This window comes from Kaistia geumhonensis, assembly GCF_030815145.1.
Classification (GTDB): domain Bacteria; phylum Pseudomonadota; class Alphaproteobacteria; order Rhizobiales; family Kaistiaceae; genus Kaistia; species Kaistia geumhonensis.
The window spans coordinates 63763-87553 of record NZ_JAUSWJ010000001.1; the positions used below are offsets into that span (position 1 = coordinate 63763).

General features: G+C 68.2%; 23 protein-coding genes and 1 tRNA gene. 12 read left to right on the forward strand and 12 right to left on the reverse strand.

Annotated features, from left to right (window positions below; translation table 11 throughout):
* Positions 1-52: 52 nt before the first annotated feature.
* A complete protein-coding gene (locus QO015_RS00360) occupies positions 53-571 on the reverse strand; it encodes an outer membrane protein assembly factor BamE (protein ID WP_266282219.1) in 519 nt (172 codons plus the stop codon).
* Between the two features lie 257 nt (positions 572-828).
* Between QO015_RS00360 and QO015_RS00365 the strand changes: the two genes are divergently transcribed.
* From QO015_RS00365 to QO015_RS00400, 8 genes are all read left to right on the forward strand, one after another.
* Entirely contained in the window at positions 829-1374 is a 546-nt protein-coding gene (locus tag QO015_RS00365; RefSeq protein WP_266282218.1) for a ubiquinol-cytochrome C chaperone family protein, read from the forward strand.
* The gene (locus QO015_RS00370) at positions 1374-1919 is read left to right on the forward strand and encodes a YceD family protein (protein ID WP_266282216.1); all 546 of its coding nucleotides are present in this window, start codon (positions 1374-1376) and stop codon (positions 1917-1919) included. The genes QO015_RS00365 and QO015_RS00370 overlap by 1 nt, the downstream gene beginning before the upstream one ends.
* 100 nt (positions 1920-2019) lie before the next feature.
* Positions 2020-3081, forward strand: a complete 1062-nt coding sequence (gene plsX, locus QO015_RS00375; protein ID WP_266282214.1) for a phosphate acyltransferase PlsX — start codon at positions 2020-2022, stop codon at positions 3079-3081.
* Positions 3082-3147: 66 nt separating this feature from the next.
* On the forward strand, positions 3148-4125 hold the full coding sequence (locus QO015_RS00380; RefSeq protein WP_266282213.1) for a beta-ketoacyl-ACP synthase III: 978 nt from the start codon (positions 3148-3150) through the stop codon (positions 4123-4125).
* Positions 4126-4257: 132 nt separating this feature from the next.
* The gene (locus QO015_RS00385; RefSeq protein WP_266282211.1) at positions 4258-4590 is read left to right on the forward strand and encodes an integration host factor subunit alpha; all 333 of its coding nucleotides are present in this window, start codon (positions 4258-4260) and stop codon (positions 4588-4590) included.
* A 50-nt stretch (positions 4591-4640) separates the two neighbouring features.
* Complete coding sequence (locus QO015_RS21780) at positions 4641-5477, forward strand: MerR family transcriptional regulator (protein WP_370877379.1); 837 nt, start codon at positions 4641-4643, stop codon at positions 5475-5477.
* 165 nt (positions 5478-5642) lie between these two features.
* Positions 5643-5719: transfer RNA gene (locus QO015_RS00395), tRNA-Pro, on the forward strand.
* A gap of 750 nt (positions 5720-6469) precedes the next feature.
* The gene (locus tag QO015_RS00400) at positions 6470-7150 is read left to right on the forward strand and encodes an outer membrane protein (protein ID WP_266282210.1); all 681 of its coding nucleotides are present in this window, start codon (positions 6470-6472) and stop codon (positions 7148-7150) included.
* 162 nt (positions 7151-7312) lie between these two features.
* On the opposite strand, the gene QO015_RS00405 is transcribed toward QO015_RS00400, so the two are convergent.
* The 5 genes from QO015_RS00405 to QO015_RS00425 all read right to left on the reverse strand — a co-directional run bounded on the left by QO015_RS00405 (position 7313) and on the right by QO015_RS00425 (position 12337).
* Entirely contained in the window at positions 7313-7582 is a 270-nt protein-coding gene (locus QO015_RS00405) for a helix-turn-helix transcriptional regulator (protein ID WP_266282209.1), read from the reverse strand.
* A 105-nt stretch (positions 7583-7687) separates the two neighbouring features.
* Complete coding sequence (locus QO015_RS00410) at positions 7688-8992, reverse strand: O-antigen ligase family protein (protein WP_266282208.1); 1305 nt, start codon at positions 8990-8992, stop codon at positions 7688-7690.
* Positions 8989-10500, reverse strand: coding sequence for an undecaprenyl-phosphate glucose phosphotransferase (locus QO015_RS00415; RefSeq protein ID WP_266282206.1), 1512 nt, complete (start codon positions 10498-10500; stop codon positions 8989-8991). Before QO015_RS00415 ends, QO015_RS00410 begins: the two co-directional genes overlap by 4 nt.
* Before the next feature lie 104 nt (positions 10501-10604).
* Positions 10605-11765 carry a glycosyltransferase family 4 protein gene (locus tag QO015_RS00420; protein ID WP_266282205.1) on the reverse strand — a complete coding sequence of 387 codons (1161 nt, stop codon included), beginning with the start codon at positions 11763-11765 and terminating at the stop codon, positions 10605-10607.
* Positions 11766-11770: 5 nt separating this feature from the next.
* Positions 11771-12337 carry a polysaccharide biosynthesis/export family protein gene (locus tag QO015_RS00425; protein WP_266282204.1) on the reverse strand — a complete coding sequence of 189 codons (567 nt, stop codon included), beginning with the start codon at positions 12335-12337 and terminating at the stop codon, positions 11771-11773.
* A gap of 175 nt (positions 12338-12512) precedes the next feature.
* On the opposite strand from QO015_RS00425, the gene QO015_RS00430 reads away from it, so the two are divergent.
* Complete coding sequence (locus tag QO015_RS00430; RefSeq protein WP_266282203.1) at positions 12513-14723, forward strand: GumC family protein; 2211 nt, start codon at positions 12513-12515, stop codon at positions 14721-14723.
* Between the two features lie 7 nt (positions 14724-14730).
* On the opposite strand, the gene QO015_RS00435 is transcribed toward QO015_RS00430, so the two are convergent.
* Positions 14731-15963 carry a GNAT family N-acetyltransferase gene (locus QO015_RS00435; protein ID WP_266282202.1) on the reverse strand — a complete coding sequence of 411 codons (1233 nt, stop codon included), beginning with the start codon at positions 15961-15963 and terminating at the stop codon, positions 14731-14733.
* Between the two features lie 129 nt (positions 15964-16092).
* On the opposite strand from QO015_RS00435, the gene QO015_RS00440 reads away from it, so the two are divergent.
* Entirely contained in the window at positions 16093-17181 is a 1089-nt protein-coding gene (locus QO015_RS00440) for a polysaccharide deacetylase family protein (RefSeq protein ID WP_266282201.1), read from the forward strand.
* Here the strand turns inward: QO015_RS00440 and QO015_RS00445 are convergent.
* Positions 17141-17347, reverse strand: coding sequence for a DUF2842 domain-containing protein (locus QO015_RS00445; RefSeq protein ID WP_266282200.1), 207 nt, complete (start codon positions 17345-17347; stop codon positions 17141-17143). The two genes, QO015_RS00440 and QO015_RS00445, sit on opposite strands and share 41 nt — an antisense overlap.
* Positions 17348-17499: 152 nt before the next feature.
* On the opposite strand from QO015_RS00445, the gene QO015_RS00450 reads away from it, so the two are divergent.
* Positions 17500-18588: a COX15/CtaA family protein gene (locus QO015_RS00450; protein ID WP_266282199.1), complete on the forward strand. Its 1089-nt coding sequence runs from the start codon at positions 17500-17502 to the stop codon at positions 18586-18588.
* A 55-nt stretch (positions 18589-18643) separates the two neighbouring features.
* Positions 18644-19678: a lipopolysaccharide heptosyltransferase I gene (waaC, locus tag QO015_RS00455; protein WP_266282198.1), complete on the forward strand. Its 1035-nt coding sequence runs from the start codon at positions 18644-18646 to the stop codon at positions 19676-19678.
* Here waaC and QO015_RS00460 read toward each other — a convergent pair.
* From QO015_RS00460 to rfaD, 4 genes are read right to left on the reverse strand one after another with little or no spacing between them, the layout of a single operon-like run.
* Complete coding sequence (locus QO015_RS00460) at positions 19658-20800, reverse strand: AGE family epimerase/isomerase (protein ID WP_266282196.1); 1143 nt, start codon at positions 20798-20800, stop codon at positions 19658-19660. The genes waaC and QO015_RS00460 overlap by 21 nt on opposite strands.
* The gene (gene rfaE1, locus QO015_RS00465) at positions 20797-22236 is read right to left on the reverse strand and encodes a D-glycero-beta-D-manno-heptose-7-phosphate kinase (RefSeq protein WP_266282195.1); all 1440 of its coding nucleotides are present in this window, start codon (positions 22234-22236) and stop codon (positions 20797-20799) included. The genes QO015_RS00460 and rfaE1 overlap by 4 nt, the downstream gene beginning before the upstream one ends.
* The gene (locus tag QO015_RS00470) at positions 22233-22778 is read right to left on the reverse strand and encodes a D-glycero-alpha-D-manno-heptose-1,7-bisphosphate 7-phosphatase (protein ID WP_266282194.1); all 546 of its coding nucleotides are present in this window, start codon (positions 22776-22778) and stop codon (positions 22233-22235) included. Before QO015_RS00470 ends, rfaE1 begins: the two co-directional genes overlap by 4 nt.
* The gene (gene rfaD, locus QO015_RS00475; RefSeq protein ID WP_266282192.1) at positions 22775-23779 is read right to left on the reverse strand and encodes an ADP-glyceromanno-heptose 6-epimerase; all 1005 of its coding nucleotides are present in this window, start codon (positions 23777-23779) and stop codon (positions 22775-22777) included. The genes QO015_RS00470 and rfaD overlap by 4 nt, the downstream gene beginning before the upstream one ends.
* Between the last annotated feature and the right edge of the window lie 12 nt (positions 23780-23791).

Genomic DNA, 23791 nt, shown 5'->3' on the forward strand with positions numbered 1-23791 from the left:
GCTTGTCCCGGGCATTTTCGTATCCGCGAGGGGAGCCGGCGGCTCCGGCCGATCAGCCGCCGCCGAACGGGTTGCTGGCGCCGACGCCGAGGGCGCCGGTGAGCACCTGTTCCAGGAAGGCCTGGTCCTTGCCGCCGGTCGGCGTCGTCTGCGTGATGAACTCGAAGACGTGGCCGTCCTTGAGGCCGTAATCGGCGACGCGCTCGACGACGTGATTCTTGTCGAAATAGACGGCGAGCACGCGCTGGTCGATGATCTTGGAGTTCTGGAACTCCATGCGTTTGTAGCGGGTCTGCGAGATGTAGTACCAGACCTCGCCGCCGAACTCGTTGGTCGTGGACGGCGTGCCGAGCACGATACGAACCTGGTCCTGGCTGGCGCCGACCGGGATCTGCTCGAGGCCGTTGGCGGGCATCACGAAGCCTGAATGGTAGGTCTCGTTGGCGCCGTTCAAAATATTGGTGCTCTTGCAGCCGGCCAGTCCACCGGCGGCGGCGAGCGCGACCAGCACGACCCCGACGCGGCCGGCCGGGCCGATGGCAAACCGCTGATCCGTCACGCCAAACCGCATGCTGCTCTCCTGAACCCTCATCGTCTTCCCGTCATCCGAGCCTGTCGGACTTGTCCGCGTCCATCCGCCCCCACGAACGGGTTGGCAATCTCCCTAGCCTGCGCTAGGGCTCGTGACAATGAGCACCGCCGCCGCAAAGGCTTCCGACGCCCGCCACGCTCCGGCGCCTTTGCCTTCGCGCCGCCGTGACCCATCTGGTGGGAGAACGGAAATCGTTTGGCAGGGGGCCGCCGACACGCATCCCGGAGATCGATCCGATGTTTGAACGTCTGTTCGCGAGGCGGCGCCGAAACGAAGCCATAGCATATGCGCTTTACGGCACCATCGTGGCGCAGGCCCGCCAGCCTGCCTTCTATGCCGCGTACAAGGTGCCGGACACGCTGGATGGCCGCTTCGACATGATCGTCCTGCACGGCTTCCTGCTGTTTCATCGCCTCAAGGGCGAAAACGAGGATAACCGCCGCCTTGGCCAGGAGGTGTTCGACATCTTCCTGAAGGATATGGACCGGAGCCTGCGCGAACTCGGCGTCAGCGATATCGGCGTCCCGAAGAAGCTGAAGAAGATGGCGGAGGCGTTCTACGGACGCATGGCCGCCTATGATTCGGCGCTTTCCTCCGGCGATCTCGGCGCGCTCGAGGCCGCGCTCACCCGCAATCTCTTTCCCGACGGGGGCGGGGAGGCGGTGCCGCGGATCGCCGCCTATGTCGTCGCGTCGGCGGCCGATCTGGCGCGCCAGCCGCTCGATCGGATTCTCGCCGGCTCGCTGAGCTTCCCGGCCCTGCCCGTTCCGGAGACCGCCTGATGGATGCGCTGCCGCTGTCGCGCCCCTTCGATACCCGCCGACTTGGCGATAGCGCGCTCTCGGAGCGCATCGACGCGACCGGCGAGGAGCGTGCCGCGCTGGCGAAAGCGTATGACCTTCTCGCCCTCGACCGGCTCGACGCGGAGCTCACCGTCGCGCCCTGGCAGCGCGTCGGCATCAAGGTTTCGGGCCGGCTCATCGCCGATCTCGTCCAGGCCTGCGTGGTCACTCTGGAGCCGGTGCCCCAGCATCTCGACCATGCCTTCGAGCTCGCCTTCCTGCCGCCGCAGGACAAGGCTGCCGACCCGAAGACGGTCGCCGAGGCCGAGGTGATCGTCGCCTTCGACGAGGATGATCCGCCGGATCCGCTCACCGGGCCGGTGATCGATCTCGGCGCGATCGTCGCGGAGCAGCTGGCGCTCGGCATCGACCCCTATCCCCGCGCGCCGGGAGCGGACCTCGCCGCCGAGATCGGCGAGGCGTCCGATCCGTCTGCGTCGCCCTTCGCGGCGCTCGCCGGGCTGAGGCGCGACGCCAAGGACTGAGGGCCGGGGTTGTGTCGCCTCTCGAAAAGGGTATTTTCCAGCGCCGCCGCGACATCGGCGCGGGCGCTGGACTGCGCATGAAGGGCACCGGACGACGGCCATGGTGAAAATTGCGATCGATGCCATGGGCGGCGACAAGGGGCCGTCGATCGTGCTGGCGGGCGCGGATATCGCGCTGGTGCGCCGGCCCGATGTCAGCTTCCAGCTGTTCGGCGAGAGCGCGGCCGTCGAGCCGCTGCTCGAATCCTATCCCCGCCTCAAGGCCGTATCGACCTTCACGCATTGCGACGTGACGGTGCAGATGGACGACAAGCCGAGCCAGGCGCTGCGCAAGGGCCGCTGGAAGTCGTCGATGTGGCGCGCGCTGGAAGCGGTCAAGAAGGGGGAGGCGGACGTTGCCCTCTCGGCCGGCAATACCGGCGCGCTGATGGCGATGTCGAAGTTCTGCCTGCGCACCATGGCCGGCATCGAGAGGCCGGCGCTGGCGGCGCTCTGGCCGACGCTGCGCGGCGAAAGCGTCGTGCTGGATGTCGGCGCGACCATCAATGCCGATGCCCAGCAGCTCGTCGATTTCGCGATGATGGGCGGCGCCATGGCGCGCGCCCTGCTCGATGTCTCGCGGCCGTCGGTCGGCCTGCTCAATATCGGCGTCGAGGAGATGAAGGGCCTCGAGGAGGTCCGGGTCGCGGGCCAGATCCTCAAGGAAGCGAATTTCGACCATCTGAACTATGTCGGCTTCGTCGAGGGCGACGATATCGGCCGCGGCACCGCCGATGTCGTTGTGACCGACGCCTTCGCCGGCAACATCGCGCTGAAGACGGCCGAGGGAACGGCGCGCCAGATTGCCGCGCATCTGCGCGATGCGATGGGCCGAACCATCATGGGCCGCATCGGTTATCTCTTCGCCCGCGGCGCCTTCCGCGAGCTTCGCCAGAAGCTTGACCCGCGCGCTTCCAACGGGGCCGTGCTGCTCGGCCTCAATGGAATCGTCATCAAGAGCCATGGCGGGACGGACGGCGTCGGCTATGCCAATGCCATCGAGGTCGGCTACAGCATGGTCAAGAACGGGCTTCTCTCCAAGATTCGCCAGGATCTCGGGGATTATCACCGCGACGGATTCGTGCGCGAAATCGCCGAGGCGAGCCTCGCAGAGGGCGAGTGAGGCCGAGATGCCGGCGCTGGACGCATCGGGAGCAATGGAACGCCAAGTGAAAGCAAGGGACGCCAAGTGAGCTTCATTCGATCGGTTGTCCTTGGCTGCGGCAGCTATCTGCCCGAACGCAAGCTCACCAATGCCGAGCTCTCGACCATGGTCGAGACGTCCGACGAATGGATCGTGCAGCGCACCGGCATCCGGGCCCGCCACATCGCGGCCGAGGGCGAGCTCACCTCCGATCTAGCGACCGCCGCGGCGGTGGCGGCCCTCGCCGATGCCGGCCTTTCGATCGGCGCGATCGACATGGTCATCGTCGCGACGGCGACGCCCGACGATACCTTCCCCTCGACCGCCGTCACGGTGCAGCGCAAGCTCGGCATGGAGCACGGCTCGGCCTTCGACCTGCAGGCCGTCTGCTCGGGCTTCGTCTTCGCGCTGTCGACGGCCGATGCCTTCATCCGCGCCAGCCAGGCCAAGCATGTGCTCGTGATCGGCGCCGAGACCTTTTCCCGCATTCTCGACTGGACCGACCGTACGACCTGCGTCCTGTTCGGCGACGGGGCCGGCGCCGTGGTGCTCGGTGCTTCCGTGCAGGATGGCACGCGCGAGGATCGCGGCGTGCTGACGACGCATCTGAGGTCCGACGGGCGCCACCGCGAAAAGCTCTATGTCGATGGCGGGCCGTCCTCGACCGGAACGGTGGGTCATCTGCGCATGGAGGGCCGCGAGGTCTTCAAGCACGCCGTCGGCATGATCACCGACGTCATCGAGGACGCCTTCCATGCGACCGGCTATGGCGCCGACGACGTCGACTGGTTCGTGCCCCACCAGGCCAATATCCGGATCATCGACGGCAGCGCCAAGAAGCTCGGGATTGCCAGCGAGAAGGTCGTGCGCACGGTCGCCGACCACGGCAACACCTCGGCGGCGTCGATCCCGCTGGCTCTTGCCGTCGCACGCGAGGACGGGCGCATCAAGCGTGGCGATCTGATCCTGCTCGAAGCGATGGGCGGCGGCTTCACATGGGGCTCGGCCCTGCTGCGCTGGTAGCCGGCGCTTCCGGAATATCGCTTGTTTGTCCAAGCCTTACGATCAAGGACGTTGACCGCCCCCTTCGCTGGCAATAGGGTCTTGCGTTGGGGGAAGGCGCCCATGGCGCCCGGAGAGAGGAAGAAGCGGACCATGGCAGGCAAGACGGTGACGCGTGCCGATCTTTGCGAGGCCGTCTACCAGAAGGTCGGTCTCTCGCGAACCGAATCCGCGGAACTGGTGGAACTCGTGCTCGACGAAATCAGCGCGTGCATCGTCCGCGGCGAACCGGTCAAGCTGTCGTCGTTCGGCTCCTTCGTGGTCCGCTCCAAGAGCGAGCGCGTCGGCCGCAATCCGAAGACGGGCGAGGAAGTGCCCATTTCGCCGCGTCGCGTCATGGTCTTCAAGCCGAGCAATGTGCTGAAGGCGCGGATCAACGGTACCTTGCTGCCGAATGGGGATGCCTCCCATTCGGAGGAGGAGTGAGTCGCGGCGCCTGGCGCCGTCCCTGCAACTGAATGTCCGAGGGTTCGGCCTTGTCCAAGGGTCCCGATGCATTCCGGACGATCAGCGAGGTGGCCGAGGAGCTCGACCTGCCGCAGCATGTGCTGCGCTTCTGGGAAACGCGCTTCTCGCAGATTCGGCCCATGAAGCGCGGCGGCGGCCGCCGCTATTATCGTCCTGACGACGTCGAACTGCTGCGGGGGATCCGGAAGCTGCTCTATGGCGAGGGCTATACGATCAAGGGCGTCCAGCGCATCCTGAAGGAACAGGGCGCCCGGCATGTCGTAGCGGCGGGCCTCGGCGGTGCGCTTGATCCCGCCCCACCCGGCCATCGATTCGAACCTGACTTCGAAGGCGACGTCCCCGAAGGAATCCTCGTGGACGAGCATCACGCGCCGCGCGGACCCGCTCCCCAGGTCGGCGGCTTCCTTGATCGTCGCCGCGAGCCGGTCTTCGGCGGGCGCAGCGAGCCGCCGCCGTCCTATCGCGCCCCGCAGATGGAGCCCGAGCCGCCGCGAGCCACCGAGTCGCGCAATGTCGATTTCGGACCGCTGCCGATGTCGCGCATCCCGGCCGCGCCGCCCGAAGAGCCGGAAGAGGCGGATGTCTATCTGCCGCCCCAGGCGACTCATCCCGCAAGGCCGGTCGAGCCCCGCCGGAGCGAGCCGCCCCGCCAGCCGCCTTTCGAAGGGGCGCTGCGCGGATTCGCGCCGCCGCTCGAGGACGACGACGCCCCGATGGCGGCCCGACCGGCACCGGCGCCGGCTGCGTCGGCCGAGCCGCTTCTTTCCGGCAGCGACATCGAGCGGCTGCAGGCGGCGCTGGTCGAACTCCTGGAATGCAAGCGCATCCTCGATCAGGCGCGTTGAGCCGCTTTCCGGTCCTGGAAGGGGGCGCGGGCTCCATCGAGCGCGCGGTCGTGGACAGTGATCGATAGCCGGTGACAAACCGCTTCGAACCATGCTAACAGCGGCGCGTCCGGTGCGGATCCCCCCTTTCCGCTCAACGCCCTGTGCGGCCGGCATGCCTGATGGCGGAGTGTAGCGCAGCCTGGTAGCGCACTTGTCTGGGGGACAAGTGGTCGTCGGTTCAAATCCGGCCACTCCGACCATTCCTTCAATCTCAGACTATCCCTTCGAACTCCCAATTCGCTTTGCCGGGCGCGATCATGTCGTCCGCGACAGATCCCGATCGAGCCGTATAAGCATTCGCGAGCGGGCGACGGCGCTTGGTGAAATATTCGTTCACGGCGGCGTGAGGACGGACGTCCCGGTTAACCATTCCCCGGAGGCGGTGCCGTTGCATGGCCATCCCGGCCCCGGACGAGGCTGTGCGACTCGCCGGCGGCGCCGGATGGTCGTGATGGGCGGCGCGAATTGGCTTGCCGCGTCGCAACCGAGAAGGCCGCCGAACCGTGCAGAAAGCGCTGTCCTCTGCTCACTAATCGAATGGCTGTTGCGCGAACAGCACAGAACTTGTTCGAATTCGCAGAGTTCTGCCGTTTCGGACGCGCATTGCAGTGCGATAGAGCTGCTTTGAGGGAGCGTTTTGAGCGCATCGGAGGCGCAGCGGCGGCGTCGGCCGCCCTTGCCGCGTCGCTGTCTGGAACCCATCTCATTTTTGCCCGTTTTGGACGTCAGAAGCCGGGTTGGGTCGGATGAAGATACCCCCAGTCCGGTCTTAGCTTTTTGTTAGCTATACTTGCCCAGTGACTGTGAAGCGTTTTGGCAACACTTTTCGACCGAAGCGCTAACCATCGCGAAAGCCGCTTGTAGCAAAACAGGATGCGCGTATGTTCCTGACGAGGCCGCAATCGCGCGGGGGTTGAGTAGGCCCGATGAGTAAAGATTGGAGATTTCCGATGAAGCGTATTCTTCTTGCTGGCGCGGGCGTCCTGGCCCTGACTGCCGCGGCTTCCGCTGCTGACCTGACGATGGAGCCTGCTCCGATCGCCCCCGTGGTTGCACCGGCTGCGTTCGACTGGACCGGTTTCTACGCCGGTGTGCATCTCGGCGGCGCCTGGGGCGACTTCGGCACCGACGTCTGGAACGATGCCTTCGGCAACGCCCAGGCTGCCATCGGCGGCGTTCAGATCGGGTATAACTACCAGATCAACCAGATCGTCCTCGGCGTTCAGACCGACTTCGCCTACACCAACCTGACCAGCGGCACCTCGATCATCGATGGTTACGGCGCCAACATCAACATGGACTGGCTGGGTTCGACGACCGTTCGCGTCGGCTATGCGATCGACACCTGGCTGCCCTACGTCAAGGGCGGTGTGGCCTACGGCAACACCCAGGGTCAGCTGACCGCCTATAACGGCGCTGTCACGAGCGACTGGTCGACCAACAAGTGGGCTTCGGGCTGGACGCTCGGCGCCGGCCTCGAGAAGGCCTTCACGAAGAACATCACCGGTTTCGCCGAGTATGACTACTACGACCTCGGCAAGGCCGTGTACAACTACGACGACGTCGGCTTCGGCGTTGACGTCAAGAACACCACGAACGTCGTCAAGGTCGGTCTGAACTACAAGTTCTGATCCACCGCTCGACGCGCGATACAAGAACGGCCCGGCTCATCGCCGGGCCGTTTCTTTTTGTGCGTTCATGCCGGGAACGCGGTCCTCGCAGTTGCGCGGCATGAAAAAAGGGCCCGGCTCGCGCCGGGCCCTCGAAGTCTGAGGGGGAGGGAAGTCTGCCCGTCAGGCGATCCGCTCGACGGGAACGTTGAGGGCCGCGGCCAGCGCCTGGCGCTCCGGCAGGGTGGGGTCAACGCCGGCCTCGATCGCCCGCAGGTGATCGGGCAGGATTCCGGCGATGCCCGCGAGTTCCACGACGCCGAGGCCGCGCTCCTCGCGCAGCGCCTGAATGGTCATCGGCTCGTCCGCTGCGGACATCGGTCTATCGCCGGGCATGTCCCCCAGCGTCGTCGCAGCGCGCAGGATGGGAGCGGAGTCGAAGTCGTTCAGCATAAGCGCCTCCTTGGAACGAAAGCCTGTTGGCGCAACGGCCACGCCCCAGGATGGTTCCCGCGCTGAACGGTTTATTTCCGATCGAAAGAGACCGTGACGGTAGTCTCACTCCGATCGCGGCAGCGCGATGGGTCCGAAAATGCGGATCGGGCGGCGATGAGCCGGTTCAGGCGGCGCCGCGACCGGGACCACGGGAAGCGGGGCCCTGAAGCCGGCGCGTTCCACGGCATAGGCGCCCCAGAGCAGGCCGTAGAGCAGGAAAAGATGGCGCCAGTGATCGTTGTCGATCACGTTGTGGACCATCAGATGGCCTACGAACACCGCGTAGACGCACTGGACGAAAGGCGTCCATGGCCGCTTGAGGAAGACGAGCGGCGTGGCGATCACCAGCGTCCAGACGACCAGGGCGATATAGGCGAAGCCGCCCAGCCAGCCGTAGACCGTGAATCCCTTCAGCCACATATTGTGCTCGTCCTCGCCGAGCGTGAGGCCGAACTGGAACGGCCCCAGTCCGAGCGGGTGCTCCTGGATCATGAAGAACCCGATGATGTGGCGCTCGAAGCGGCCGAGTCGCGAGGCGTCGTAGTCCTGCACCAGCTTGACGCGCTGCACGACGAGTTCCTGCACCGCCGGGATCGACACGGCGACGGCCAGCAGGAAGGCGACGGCCATGACGCCCGCGACGAGCATCAGGATCATGCGAAGCCTTCGCGAGGCGCGCGGCTCGGTAGCGAAGGCGAGCAGCGTCATGACCAGCAGCGCGAGGACGGCGAGGCCCCATGCGGCGCGGGAGAAGGAAAGGAACAGGCCGAGAAAGAGAATCAGCGACGCGACGACGGCGAGGCCGGACTTCCGCAGCGGCCGCGTCAGGATGGAGCGGGCCAGGACCACGAGCGGCAGCACGATGAAGGGGCCAAAGACGTTGGGATCCTTGAAGGCGCCCTTCGCCCGGTCATAGAGCGTGAAGAGATCGGCGTGAGGAATGGCGCCGAAATAGCCGAGAATACCGACGAGCGAGCAGATGACCGCAGCGGCGACATAGCTCTTCTCGATGATCGCGAGGCGCCTCTCGGTGTCCGACTGGATGACTGCGCAGTAGAAGATCGACGAGATGGCGAGAAAGACTGTCGTCGCCATATAGGTGATCGGCTTCTGGAACTCCTGCAGCTGGGTGAAGGAGAGGAAGCCACCGGCGCAGTAGAGCGCCATCAGCACGATCATCGGCGCCATGGAGCGCGAGAAGCGCAGTCCGACGAATGCCCAGACGGCAACGACCAGGCAGAGCAGCAGGTCGGAGGGGGCGGGTTCCACCATCACGAAGCCGGACAGGAACACGAGCACGGCGATCGTCGCGTTGGCGATCATCCAGGTCGGCAGCCCGATCGGGGCGGGGAGGGCCGGCGCGCTCAATAGGCGTTCTCCCCCGTCAGCAGGCGCAGCGGCGTCATCAGCACGATGTAGAGATCGAACGGCACCGACCAGCGCTCGATATATTCGAGGTCGAACTCGACGCGGCGCTGGATCTTTTCCGGAACGTCGATCTCGCCGCGCCAGCCATTGATCTGCGCCCAGCCGGTGATGCCGGGCTTGACGCGATGACGCGCGAAATAGCCGTCTACCACCTCGTCCCAGAGCTGGTCGGCGGTATGGGCATTGACCGCATGGGGTCGGGGGCCGACGATCGACAGCGTTCCGGCGAGCACGTTGAAGAGCTGCGGCAGCTCGTCGATCGAGGCGCGGCGGATGAACCGTCCGACGCGGGTGACGCGGGGATCGCCGCGCGTGACCACGACCTTGGCGTTCGGATCGCTCAGATGGTGATACATCGAGCGGAACTTCAGTACCGAGATGACCTCGTTGTTGAAGCCGTAGCGTTTCTGCCGGAAGAAGACCGGGCCCGGGCTGTCGAGGCGGATCGCCAGCGCCGTCGCCAGCATGACCGGCGAAAGCAGGACCAGCGCGACTGTCCCGACCAGCAGGTCGAAGCCCCGCTTCGCGACCGCGTCCCAGCCGGCGATCGGGCGGTCGGCGAGGTCGAGGAACGGGATCGAGCCGATATAGGAATAGGCCCGCGGGCGGAAGCGCAGACGCGCGCTCATCGCCGACAGGCGGATGTCGACCGGAAGAACCCAGAGCGCGCGCAGGATCTCGAGCAGCCGCTGTTCAGCCGTCTGCGGCAGCGAGACGATCACGGTATCGACATGGGCCTTGCGGGCGAAGCTGACGAGTTCCGCGATCGTGCCGAGCCGCGGAGGACCGCCTGCCGCCCCCGGCGCACGGTCCTCGCTGCGATCGTCGAAGACGCCGCAGATCCTGACATCGGGGCTCTCGGCCGCGAGCGTCTCGATCAGCGCCCTTGCCTCTTCGCCGCCGCCGACGATCACCGCGCGGCGGTCCAGCCGGCCCTCGCGCGCGAAGCGGGCCATCAGGCGGGCCAGCAGAATTCGCTCGATCAGCAGGAATACGAAGCCGGCTATGCTTGTCGCCAGCATCCAGCGCGGGGCCGTTTCGCTGCCGAGGCTACCGAGGAAGGCGAGGCCGGCGAAGACGATGACGACGCCCATCCAGATCGCGAGCAGCTTTCCGAGAGGGCGCACGGGATCGCGCAGCGCCGAAAGGCGGTAGCAGCCGCCCGAATGCGCGAGGCTGGTCGCGACGAGCGGCGCGAGCAGGATGCCGGCCCATCCGAGCCATCCTGCGGCGGCGAGGCCCTGGCCGCTTTCCTGGCCCACGACATGGCGCAGCACGATGCCGATGAAGACGAGCCCGGCGAGCTCGGCGGCATGGACGATGCCCGCCAGCGCCACGGCGGGCAAGGGTCGCGCCGAAAGGCTGTCCGCGACGGCGAGCGCCTCCAGCCCCGGCGCGGAGGCCGCGGCCGGACTGTCGAGATGCCCGTCGTTTCCTGCCGCCATCATACGCACACGCGAGGCCGGATTGGATCAGGCGAGCCTTATCAGGCCGGAGCTAACAAAAGCTTTGCCGTGGCGGGGAGGCACGACCCGGCGGCGCCGATCGTGGTTCAGCGGCCGAGCGCGAGGGTGTAGACCTCGTCGACCGTCGCCGCCATGGCCGCGATCGAGAACCGGTCGGCGATCGAGCCGCGGAGCAGCGCGGCTTCTTCGGCGGCCTCGTCCGGATGGTCGATGAGCCGTTCCATCGCGCTCGCGAGCGCGGCGGGGTCGCCCGGCGGCACGAGGCGATCGGACGCGGCGCCGAAGATCTCCGGGATGCCGCCGACATTGGTGGCGACCATGGGAAGCCCGGCGGCGAGGGCTTCGAGGACGATATAGGGCATCGATTCGGCTCGCGACGGCACGACGATCCGCTTCGCCATCGCAAAGGCGCGCCGCGCCGGCATCGCCGGGTGGAAGGCGAGCTCTCCGAGGCCGAGGCGCATGGCGAGCGCCTTGTAGCGTTCGGTGTCGGGGCCGTCGCCGACGAGATGCGCCGTCGGCGCCACGCCGCGCCGGTCGCGCAGCCGCGCCAGCGCCTCGATGAAGAGGTCCGGCCCCTTCAGATCGCGCATCATGCCGATATAGAGAAAGTCGGCGCGTGGCGCGCGCGGCTCCGGCAACGGCTCGAACTCTTCGTCGGCGATGCCGTTGAAGGCGATGCGGAAGGGCTTTTGCGAGATTCCGACCTTGGCGGCGAAGGCCTCGGCCTCGTAGCGGCTGACGAAGACGAAACCGTCCGTCATCCACTCCATGACCCGTTCGAGGCCGAAAAAAATCTTCCCGGCCGTCGAACGGGCGTCATAGTGCAGGCTTCCGCCATGCGGACAGTAGATGCGGGCCACGCGCTTACCAGAGACCCGCAAGAGGGTGCCGATCGCCCGTCCATAGACGCCGCCCTTGGCGCCGTGGGTATGGATGACGTCGGGATCGAGAGCGCCGATGCGGCGATAGAGCCGCGTCAGCGTCGTGATGTCGGTCGGCGTGATCTGCCGCTGCATCGGGATGCGCTGCAGGCCGAGCCGGAGAAAAGGCAGGACCTCCTCGAACAGTTCGTCCTCGCGCGCGCCCCCCGTCGAAGCGTCGCAGACGATGCCGACCTCATGCCCGGCAGCCGTCTGTGCGCGGACGAGATCGCGGACGTGACGGAAGAGACCTCCGACCGGCGATCGGAAGCAGTGAACGATGCGAAGCTGCCGGCTCGCTGCCCCCGGAGCGTGCTGCGGCATGATCGTCAGAAGAAGCGTTCGCGGACATTGATCGTATCGCCGGGGTTGACCGGTTGCGTCGGCATCAGGCGCAGCGTCGTGACCTTGCCGTTGACCTGGCGCGTGACGTCGACATCGCTCTTCTGCGCGCGCGGGGTGAACCCGCCGGCGATCGCGACCGCGGTCTGCACCGTCATGCCCGAGACATAGGGATACTGGCCGGCATTGGTGACCTCACCCATGATGAAGAACGGCCGGTAGCGGTCGACCTCGACCGAGACATCGGGATCGCGCACGAAGCGCCCGCCCTTGAGCTTGCCGGCGATCTCGCCTTCCAGCTCCTGCGCGGTGCGGCCGCGCGCGGCGACGGCTCCGATGAGCGGCATGGAAATATAGCCGGCTTGGTCGATCAGATAGGTGTTGGAAAGGTCCGCCTGGCCGAAGACCACGATCCGCAGCCGGTCGCCGCTGTCGAGCTTGTAGGGAGCGATCAGCGCCGTATAGGTGGCGGGGTCCTTGGGCGGATAGGAGCTCGCGCAGCCGCCGAGCAGCAAGGCGCTGAACAGCCCGAGCAGGAGAACCACGAGACGCATCGGCAGCGGTCCGGCATGAGGGAAAGACTGACCGGACTGTCCCCCGTCGTGGTTAATTCCCGGTAAAATCGCCGCAACATGGTTATCGCGCCCTCAGCGGGCGGGCGTCGGCATTAACCGCGCGGTTACCCTAATTCTGCAGGATGCCGCGACGTGCAGGCGGGACCATGCTGCGATGAGCGACGGACGGGTAGGGCAGGTCGACGACGTTGAGCTCGACATGGGCGCGCTGATGCGCGCGCTCGGTCGAGCCTTGCCGCTCTTGATTCCGGCCTTCATCCTGTTCGCGGTGGCGCTCTATGTCGGGCTCGGTTTCGTGACGCCGCGCTATACGGCCGAGACCAAGCTCATCATCGAGAAGGGCGAATCCTCGTTCACGCAGAGTGGCGGCGATACCGAGGAATCGCGGGCCCTTCTCGATGCCGAGGGCGTCGCGAGCCAGGTTCAGCTCATCGATTCCCGCGATCTCGCGGTGACGGTGGTCGACAAGCTCGATCTCGACCAGCTGCCGGAATTCTACGCGACGCCGACGGCGGATTTCTTCCGCGGCCTGCTTGCCCGGATCGGCCTCGTGAAGGCTTCGGACCAGAACCGCCAGGAGCGCGTGCTCGAGCGCTTCGCCGAGAAGCTCGAGGTCTACTCCGTCGACAAGACCCGCGTCATCACCATCGCGTTCTCTTCGTCGAATCCGGAGCTTTCGGCGCGGGTCGCCAACGCGGTCGCCGAGGAATATCTCACCCTGCAGCGAGACGCGAAGCGTCAGGCCGATGCCGATGCGACGCGGTGGCTCGATTCCCAGATCGAGGCGCTGCGCGGCCGTGTGAAGGCCGCCGAAGCGAAGGTCGAGACCTTCCGGGCGTCGAACGGCCTGTTCATGGGCGGCCAGAACAACAACCAGTCGCTGCCGCAGCAGAAGCTGTCCGATCTCAATGCCGAGATGGCCCGGCTCGAGGCTGCGCGTGCCTCCGCCGATGCCAAGGCGGCATCGGTCCGCACTGCGCTCGCCAACGGCACCGACTTCGACATTCCCGAGGTGCTCGATTCCTCGCTCATCCAGCGGCTGCGCGAGCAGCAGGTCTCGCTCCGCGCCCAGGTGGCGCAGCTGTCGGCGACCCTCCTGCCCAATCATCCGCGCATCCGCGAATTGAATGCGCAACTCGCGGATCTCGACGCGCAGATCCGCCAGGCGGCCCGTCAGGTCGTCGCCAGCCTCGAAGGCGAGGTCGCGACCGCCAAGGCGCGCGAGGCCGAGATCGCCGGCGACATCGCCAAGGCGAAGGCGCAGACGGCCGTCTCGAACGATGCCGAGGTGCAGCTGCGCGCGCTGGAGCGCGAGGCCTCGGCCGAGCGCGACCTGCTCGAAGGCTATCTCCGCCGCTATCGCGAAGCCTCCTCGCGGCAGGACGGCGATTATCTCCCCGCCAATGCGCGCGTGATCTCGCGCGCCGCCGTGCCGCTGGAGCCGTCCTTCCCGAAGAAGATCCCGATCACCGCCGCGGCTACCGTCGCGCTGCTGCTCCTGGCGATTGCCTTCGTCCTCGTTCGCGAGCTGATGAGCGGCCGGGCGCTCCGCCGGATCGCGGTCGAGCTTCCCGTCCAGCCGCAGCTTGTCGTCATGCCGCAGCCGGTCGTCGCCGCCGCCGTACCTTCGGAACCGGTCGCCGCCACGCCCGTGCCTGCCGCGGTCGACGCGCCCGTGCGCTGGTCCGAAGGTGGCGATGTGCGCCGTCTGATGCCCGCGGCGCCGTCCTTCGCGCGGCCCGACATGCTGCCCGCCGATTTCCAGGATTCGCTGCGGGCGCTCGTCGACCGCATCGCCAGCCTCAAGGCGCGGCGTATCGTGGTCACCATGGCCGGAACGCCGGCCGGTGGCCGTCCGCTGGCGGCGGTCGCCCTGGCGCGGCAGCTGTCGCGGCGTGGGGGCAGGGTGCTGCTCGTCGATCTCCACGCCGATGGCGCCGACGGGGCCGCGATGGCGCCGGGCGGCGAGCGGCTGACCGGCTTCTCCGATCTCTTTGCCGGCGAAGCATCCTTCGCGCAGGCGATCTTCCGCGACCGCTCCTCGCGGGCCCACATCATTCCGGCCGGCAGCAACCCTCTCCCCGACGATGCGGCCGCGGACGAGGGCCTTGCCACGATCCTCGACGCGCTCGACGCCACCTATGACCACATCCTGCTCGACGCGGACGAAGCGCTGGCGCTCCGCCTGGCGCCGTCCGCCGGCGTGGTCGTCCTGGTCGCCGAGGCGGCCGAGGGCGAGGTCGGTCCGGCCGCGTCGGAGGCGGCGTTCGCCTCCGTTGCGGCGGGCGAGGTGATGCTGCTGATCGCCGAGCCGCCTCCCGGCGACGAGGCTCCCGAGCCCGATCCGGAGACCGAGGCGGCCTGAGCGACGCTCAGTCCTCGGAGACCGGCGGCTGCGTGGTCCGTGCCGCGCCGCGGCTGCGGCGAAACTTTCCGACCAGCGACCACAGCCGTTCGTCGTCGCGGATCTTCTTCTCGGCACGATCACGGAGCGCGATGGCGAGCGCGGCCGCATGGCCGATCAGCGTCACCGGCCGGATGAGACGGACATGCGTTTCCGTGCGGTCGAGCCAGGAGGACTTGTAGCGCTCGTCGCCGCGGCCGAGGTCGAACAGCGTCGTCCCCCGCGCGCAGGCGGCTTCGATCACGTCGTGGATCAGAAGCTCGCCGGGGCTGATCCGCCGCCACTCGTCGTCCGTCGTCGCGAGGAAGTAGCCGCTCTGGCGGCCATTCGCCGTGCCGCTGCCGAGGATCGCATGGATGCCGCCGGCGAATTCGATCGCGTCGATGTCGATGACGCCTTCGCGGCCTTCGTCCCATCGACGCGCGATCAGGGCGCGGAAGAACGCCACGATGCCGGGCGCCGCGAAGCTGTCGTCGAGGCCGTTGCGGCGGAACCATGCGGCCTTCTCGGCGAGGAAGGCGTCGAGCATCGCGTCGGCCTCCTCGCGCGAGGAGGCGCGGCGCAACTGGTAGCCGCCGACCGGCGCGAGCGCATTCTTCTGCCAGCGATGCTTCTTGGTCTTCTTCGCGCCGCGATGCTCGGCGAGCACGGCGGCGAAATCCCCGGCGAGGCGGATCGTGCCGACATTGCAGCGCGCGGGCAGGGCCGCGGAGTGACGGGCGAGGAACAGCGGCGCCGCTTCATGATCGAGCGGCAGCGCGTCGAAGTCGAAGAGGTCGACGCCCCGTATGCTGGCGGCGATGCGCCGTAGCAGCCGGTCGACGGCGGCATCGCCGGCCTCGCAGCGCCAGTCGGCCGCGACGATCGGCATGCGGATATTGGCGTGCTCGCCGCCGAGCGGGCGGGCGATGCGGACCGGTCCGACGCGCTCGACCCCGAGGGGCCAGATCATGACGAGACGCCCCTCGGCGCGCACAGCCACGATCGCCGGGCGGATCGCCTGCGCCGGCGCCGCGGCTTCCAGCCAGGCGGCGACCCAGTCGAAGGACTGGTAGACGCTGACGCCTTCTTCGGAGGCGAGAGCTCGCCATTCCGCCTCCATCGGGGCGATGTCGGAATGGACCCCGACGACGAGCCGCTCGAAGCGATCCGCCACGGCCGGGACGAATGCGGCGACGGCCGGGGCGTCGGACCGCGCCATTTACCAAACTTTCCTAAAACTTGAGCGAGTGGCGGCATAAGCCGTCAACGCGATGTTAACATCATCGTGAAGCGAAGCTCGCGGCACGCATGCTCCGGGCTCCCTGGCCAGCCGGACACCCGACCGACCATGAATGAACTGACCACGATCGGACTCAAGACGGCGCTGAACGCCCTTTACTGGAGCAATGCGCACCGGCTCGTCGGGCCCATGACGGAGGGTGTCGGCGCGATCCTGATGTTTCATCACGTCCGCCGCCCCGGTGCCGGACGATTCCGACCCAATCCGCATCTCGACGTCACTCCCGACTTCCTCGCCGCCGTCATCCGCAGGCTGAGGCAGCGCGACATCGACATCGTCGATCTCGACGAGGCGGCGCGGCGGCTCGCTGGCGGATCGTCCGGACGGCGGTTCGTCGTCCTGACTTTCGACGACGGATACCGCAACAATCTTACCGAGGCCTTCCCGATCCTGAAGGCGGCCGGGGCGCCGTTTACCGTCTATGTCGCGTCTGGGCTGGTCGACCGTACGGCGCTTCCCTGGTGGGACGTGGTGGGCGCAGTCGTTGCCGCCAACGAGCGCATCACCGCGCGGTTCGGCTCGCGCGACCTCGATGTCCCCGCGCGCAGCCGGCGCGAGAAGCATGCGGCCCTCGAGGCGATCATCCAGGCGCTGGGCGACTGCTGCGAGGACGAACAGCGCCGGATCGTCGCCCGCATCGCCGCCTCGCACGGCATCGACGCGGCTGCGCTCGGCGACGAACTCATCATGGACTGGCGCGAGGTGCGTCAGCTTGCCGCGGATCCGTTGGCGACAATCGGGGCCCATACGGTCGGGCATTACGCGCTCGCGAGGCTGGACGCGGCCCGGGCGCGCCGCGAGATGAGCGAGAGCCGGGCCCGGCTTCAGGAAATGGCGGGGGTCGAGGCGCGCCACTTCGCGTTCCCCTACGGCTCGCCGCACACCGCCGACGAGCGCGAGTTCGCGCTGGCGCGCGAGCTCGGCTTCGCAACCGCGGTCACCACGCGCCGCGGTGTCCTCGACGGCGCCGGCGACCGGCTGCATGCCCTGCCACGCATTTCGGTCAATGGCGGCTATCAGGCGATCCGCTATATCGACCTCTTCCTCTCCGGCGTTCCCTATGCGCTGGAGCGGAGCGTCAAGCGTCTGCGCAGCTTCACGCCCGTGGCCGCGACGGTTTCTGCATCCATCTTATGATGAGGCCGGCCGGCGGCACCCAGGCCAGCCCGGCCAGGGCATAGGCCGGCCAGAACAGCGCCGGCGGAATGTTCTGGATCGGAATGGTCACGACGACGAGCGCGTAGACCACCACGAACAGCACCAGCGCGATCATGCCGATGAATTTGCGCAGCCGTTCCGGCATGGTCTCTCCTCGGTTCCGATTGCCGACTAGCTAGACGCCGGTCCGGTACACGGCAAGCCCTTTGCCGGAGGGGCCATGCGACGAGGTGCCGGTTGTCGCCGGGGCGAGGGGGCGCTAAGTCGCTCGTGCCGGGGGGCCGGCGAAGGTTTGACATGACGGACAGCATCCCGATGCCCGGTTCCATCGCGCCCGCAGCCGTGCGGGACCGTCGGCGCGACCGCGCCATGATCCGCACCTGGCTCGGCGTCGTGATCCTCATGATCGTCGCCATGATCGTCGTCGGCGGCGCCACGCGGCTCACGAATTCCGGCCTGTCGATCACCGAATGGAAGCCGATCCACGGCGTCGTCCCGCCGCTCAATGCCGCCGAATGGCAGGAGGAGTTCGACAAGTACCGCCAGATCCCGCAATACCAGCAGATCAACAAGGGCATGTCGCTCGACGCCTTCAAGTCGATCTTCTGGTGGGAGTGGGCACATCGCCTGCTCGGCCGGCTCATCGGCGCCGTCTTCTTCCTGCCGCTGGTCTTCTTCTGGGTGACCGGGCGGATCGAGCGGAAGCTCGTGCCGCCTCTCGTCGGGCTCTTCGTGCTCGGCGGGCTTCAGGGCGCGGTCGGCTGGTGGATGGTGGCAAGCGGTCTCGTGAACCGCGTCGATGTCAGCCAGTACCGCCTCGCGACCCATCTGACGCTCGCCTGCGTCATCCTCGCGGCGACGGTGTGGATCCGGCGCGGGCTCGGTGCCGATGACGGCGACGCCCGCGACAGGGTCGCTCCGCTGAAGGGCATGGCGACCTTTCTGGTCGTCCTCGTGTTCGTCCAGATCTTCCTCGGCGGTCTCGTCGCCGGCCTCGATGCCGGCTTCACCTACAACACCTGGCCGCTCATGGACGGCGCGCTGATCCCGAGCCGCGTCTACGCGTATGAACCTGCCTGGCGCAGCGTGTTCGAGGACGTGATGACCGTGCAGTTCGACCACCGCATGGTCGCCTATCTGCTGCTCGTCGCCGCCTTCATCCACGCCTTCCAGGCGTTTCGCGTTGCGCCCGGCTCGCGGGCGGCGCGGCGGGCGCGCTTCCTGGCGCTGCTCGTCATCGCGCAGGCCGGCATCGGCGTCATGACGCTGCTGATGGTGGTGCCGATCGACCTCGCGCTGACGCACCAGTTCGGCGCCGCGGTCGTGCTCATCGCCGCCGTCGCCCATCGCCGCGCGCTCGCCGATCCGATCCCGATCACCGGGTGATCCTGCCGGGGCTGCATCTTGCCAAGCCCCGGCGCTTCGGCGATAGGCTCGCGGCATGCGCGTCCTTCTGGTGAAGCTCTCCTCGCTCGGCGATGTCGTCCACAGCTTCCCGGCGCTCACCGATGCCGCCCGGGCGGTGCCGGGCATCGCGATCGACTGGCTGGTCGACGAATCCTTCGCGCCGCTGGCGCGGCTGCATCCGGCGGTCGAAACGGTCATCCCGCTGCCGATCCGGCGCATGAAGAAGAAACCGCTGGCGGCGTTCGCGGATCTTCGCGCCGCGCGGCGCCTGCTTTCGGCGCGGCGCTATGATGTCATCATCGACGCGCAGGGCCTGATGAAGAGCGCGCTGGCCGCCCGCCTCGCGCGCGGCGCCCGGCGGCACGGCTTCAGCCGCGCCACCGCCCGCGAGGGGATGGCGGCGCTGACCTATCATGTCGGCCACGACATCCCCGAGGTCGAGCACATGGCGGTCCGCATCCGCCGCCTTTTCGCGGCGTCCCTCGGCTATCCGATGCCGGCGACCCCGCCCGATGCAGGCCTCGACCGCGTGGCGATCGCGGGCGATGCGCCTCAGAGACCCTATGTGGTCCTCATTCACGGCACGACCTGGCCCACCAAGACCTGGACGGTCGAGGGGTGGCGGGCCGTGGCGGAGCGCGCGGGGGAACTGGGGCTGGAGACCGTGCTCTTCGCGCATGGACCACGCGAGGAGGAGCGGGTCGCCGCCATCGCGGCGGGAATCGGCAGCGTGCGCCTTCTGCCCCCCGGCCGGCTCGAGGTACTCATTCCGGCCCTTGCCGGTGCGACGGGCGTCGTCACGGTCGACACCGGTCTCGGCCATCTCGCCGCGGCGCTCGACCTGCCGACCATCGGCCTCTATGGCCCGACCAATCCGGGCCTCACCGGCCTCGTCGGCGCGCGGACGCGCGAATTCGTCGGGCGGCTTCCCTGCGTCCCCTGCGAAAAGAGCCGCTGCGCGCTGAAGCCCGATTTCGGCGAGGGACCGCCCTGTCTCGCCGATCACGCGCCTGCGGATGTGTTCGGCGAACTTCGCAAACTGATTCCGTCAACGGCCGGAAGTGTCTGATCCGAAAGCAAGTTCCGCTTCGAAGATCGCGCCGGCGATGTGATAGAGCGTGCTGGCCGGCATATGGTCGACCAGTGGCCGGCCTTCCGCATCGAAGCGGTCGATCCAGCCGCCCACGAGGCGGTCGGGCGCGAATGTCGTCATGAGATAGCCCAGCAGGCGGTCGGCGGAAGCCTCCGCCCCGTCGCTCCCCCGCATCGCGGCGGCGGCGAAGGCCTTCACGCCCTCGGCATGCGGCCAGGAGCGGGTCGAGGCAGCGATGATGCCGCCGTGATCGTTGACGGCGTCGACGATCCGCCCGCTCTCGGGATCGACGCCGGTGCGGGTTGCGAACTGGATCAGCCGCTCGCGCAGCCCGTCCTCGACCGTGCCGCCGAGGCGCACAAATTCGCCGAGCAGCCAGGCCCATTCATAGAGATGTCCCGGCTCGACGCGGTTGCCGCCCGGCGCGGCCAGCGGTTGCCAGTCGAGGCTGAAATCCTCGATCAGCGCGCCGCCATCGGCGGCGATGAAGCGATCGGTCGCGAGCGCGATGAGATGTTCGGCCCTCGCCATGAAGCGTTCGCCACCCGAGGCCTCGTAGAGCGCCAGCAGCGCCTCGAGGAGATGCATATGCGGGTTCTGGCGGCGGATCGCGTCGGCGGCCGGCACGGCGTCGCTGAAACCGCCATGCGGGGCGGCGAAGATCGCGTCCATTTCGCCGAGCGTCTCGTCGGCGAGGCGGATCAGTCCCGGATCGCCGGTGACGCGGTGATGCCAGGCGAGCGCGTAGAGGATGAAGGCGTGGGTATAGAGATCGCGCACGTCGCGATCCGGTGCGCCCGTCGGCGAGACGGAGAAGATCCACCCCGGCGCGTCGTCGCGGCGGTGATAGAGGCGTATGGCGCGGTCGAGCGCGTCGGCCTCCGGGCCGGGACGGTGCCAGCCCGCGAGCGTGGCGCGGGCGAAGGTCGCGATCTGCCGGGCCTGCACCATCAGCCGGCGTGGGCTCGCCCCGATCGGCCGGCGGTCGAGATCGAGCCGCTCGTGATAGAGGCCGAGACTGGCGTCGAAGCCGGTCGACGACCAGAGCGGGAAGGCGAGGCGGGTCGCCCAGTCCCGCGCGGGGGCAAGCGTCTTCACGTTCGCGCCGCTTTGACGAGCGCCGTCGTCGACCGTCCGGCGACGAGATCGGCCAGCACCAGGCGGCCGCCCGAGGCGATGACGAAATCGGCGCCGACCACCTGGTCGGGCTTGTAGTCCGAGCCCTTGACCAGCACGCCGGGCCGGATCGCCTCGATCAGTTCGCCCGGCGTGTCCTCGCCAAAGAGCACCACGAGATCGACGTCGCGCATCGCGCCGAGCACGCGGGCGCGGGCGCTCTCGTCCTGCAGCGGCCGGCTCTCGCCCTTCAGCCGCTTCACCGACGCGTCCGAGTTGAGGCCGACGATGAGGCGGTCCCCCTCGAGGGCCGCCTGCTCGATCAGGCTGATGTGACCGGGATGGACGAGGTCGAACACGCCGTTGGTGAAGACGACTGTCTCGCCCGCCGCCCGCCAGGCGGCGGCGATGGCGACGGCCTCCTCGCGGCTGACCAGCGCGCCCGGCGGCACGGCATCGGCGATCTGCCGGTTGAGCGCGGCTTCGAGTTCGCCGCGGGTGACGATTGCCGTTCCGAGCTTCGAGACGGCAATCGCGGCGGCGGCGTTGGCGATCTCCATCGCCGTCTCGATCTCGCGTCCGTCGGCCAGCGAGACGGCGAGGGCGGCCAGCGCCGTGTCGCCGGCGCCCGAGACGTCGAAGACCTCGCGGGCATGGGCCGGCACATGCTTCACGTCGCCGCCCCGGCGCCAGAGCGTCATGCCCTTCTCGGCGCGCGTGACCATGACATCGCCGCCGAACTGCCGGGCGGCGGCTTCGGCGGCGCGGGCCGCTTCCTCGTCGGTGTCGTCGGCGAGGCCCGTCGCCTCGAACAGCTCCTTGCGGTTGGGCGTCACCAGCGTCGCGCCGCGATAGGCCTCGAAGGTCCGCCGCTTCGGATCGACGATCACGGGCACGCCCTGCGCCTGCGCCTCCGCGATCAGCGCCCCGATGACGGCGTCGGTCAGAACGCCCTTGGCGTAATCCGAAAGCACGACGACCGAGGCGCCGCGGATCGCGACGCGGCCGCGGGCGACAAGCTCTTCTGCCACATGACCGGCCGCCGGCGCGCTCAGCTCGGCGTCGATGCGCACGATCTGCTGGTGTCCGCTCATGACGCGGGTCTTGGTCACGGTCGGCCGGGCCGGGTCGATCACGAGGCCGGAAAGATCGATCGAGGGGTGGTCCGAGAGGACGCCGCGCAGCTGCTCGGCCGGCTGGTCATGACCGACGAGGCCGACCAGGGCGACGGCGGCGCCCAGCGCCGCGGCATTGGCGGCGACATTGGCGGCGCCGCCCGCGACGATCCGCTCCGCCCCGTGCAGCAGCACCGGCACCGGCGCCTCGGGCGAGATGCGGCTGACCGAGCCGGTGATATAGCGGTCGACCATCACATCGCCGATGACGGCGATGCGGGCGAGCGTCCTGGTCGGGCTCATCGATCCTCCCCGAAGACCGGATTCGTTGTGGCGAGAGCGAGCACGCCGGCGATGAAGGCGTCAAGATCACCGCCGGGGAAGAGATGGCCGGGGATGCCGGCGGCGCGTGCCGCCTCGACGTCGCTGGCCTTGTCGCCGACGAGGAACGAGCCACGCGTCTCGATCGGAAGCTCCGCAAAAGCCTTGAGCAGCATGCCCGGCCGCGGCTTGCGGTCCGGATGATCGGCGCGATAGGCCGCGATCGTCGCCTCCGGATGATGCGGGGCGGTGTAGATCGCGTCGATCCGCGCGCCATGGGCCGCGAGTTCGGCTCTGAGATGGTCGTGAAACCGGCCGACGTCGGCTTCCGTGAAATAGCCGCGCGCGACGCCCGACTGGTTCGTGACCACGACGACGAGATAGCCGGCCTCGTTCAGCCGCCGGATCGCCGCCGGAGCGCCTTCGACGAAGGCGAGGTCCTCGGCCCGGACGACATAGCCATGGTCGATATTGATGACGCCGTCGCGGTCGAGGAAGGCGGCCGGTCGCCGGGCGGTCGTCACGCCTTCGCCGCCTCGAGCGCGGCGATGTAGCGCGCGACGCCGTCCTCGAGCGTGGTGAACTGGCCCTGATAGCCCGCCGCGCGCAGCTTGGTCTGGTCCGACTGCGTGAAATACTGGTAGGCGCCGCGGATCCGTTCCGGCATGTCGACATACTCGATCCGCGGCTCGCGGCCGACGGCGGCGAAGACCGCGCGGGCGAGATCGGCGAAGGAGCGGGCGACACCGGTGCCGACATTGAAGATGCCGCTGACGGTCGGCGTCTCGATCAGCCAGCGCACGACCGCCACGCAGTCGTCGACATGGATGAAGTCGCGCAGCTGGCCGCCATCCTCATAGGCCGGGTCATGCGATCGGAAGAGCGTGACCGTCTCGCCGGCGGCGGCGAGCGGCCAGATCTTGTGGATGACCGACCGCATGTCGTCCTTGTGCGTCTCGTGAGGTCCGTAGACGTTGAAGAAGCGCAAGCCCGCCCATTGCGGCGGCGTCGCCCGCCCGGCGACGACGTCGTCCACGAAGCGTCGGTCGGCGACGAGCTTCGACCAGCCATAGGCGTTGAGCGGCCGCAGCTTCGCGAGGTGCTCGGCCGAGGCATCGTCCACGAAGCCGGCGCTGCCATCGCCATAGGTCGCCGCCGACGAGGCGTAGACGAAGCGGATGCCCTCGCGCGCGGCGATGTCCCAGAGGTCGAAGGTGGCGCGGATGTTCCGCGCGACGATGAGGTCGACATCCGGCTCGGTCGTCGCCGAAATGGCGCCCATGTGGACGACGGCCTCGACGCGGCCGTGGTTCGCCGTGAGCCAGTGTGCGGTCTCTTCGGGCCTGAGAACGTCGTCGAGGAGGACGCCGGCGAGGTTCTTCCACTTTCCGCCCGTCCCGAACCAGTCGGACACGACGACGCGCCAGCCATCGGCGGCCAGCGCCCGCGCGATGTTGGAGCCGATGAAGCCCGCGCCGCCCGTCACCAGGATCGTGTCGCGCCCGTTCCTTGCCGTCTTCGCCATGCGTCCGTCCCG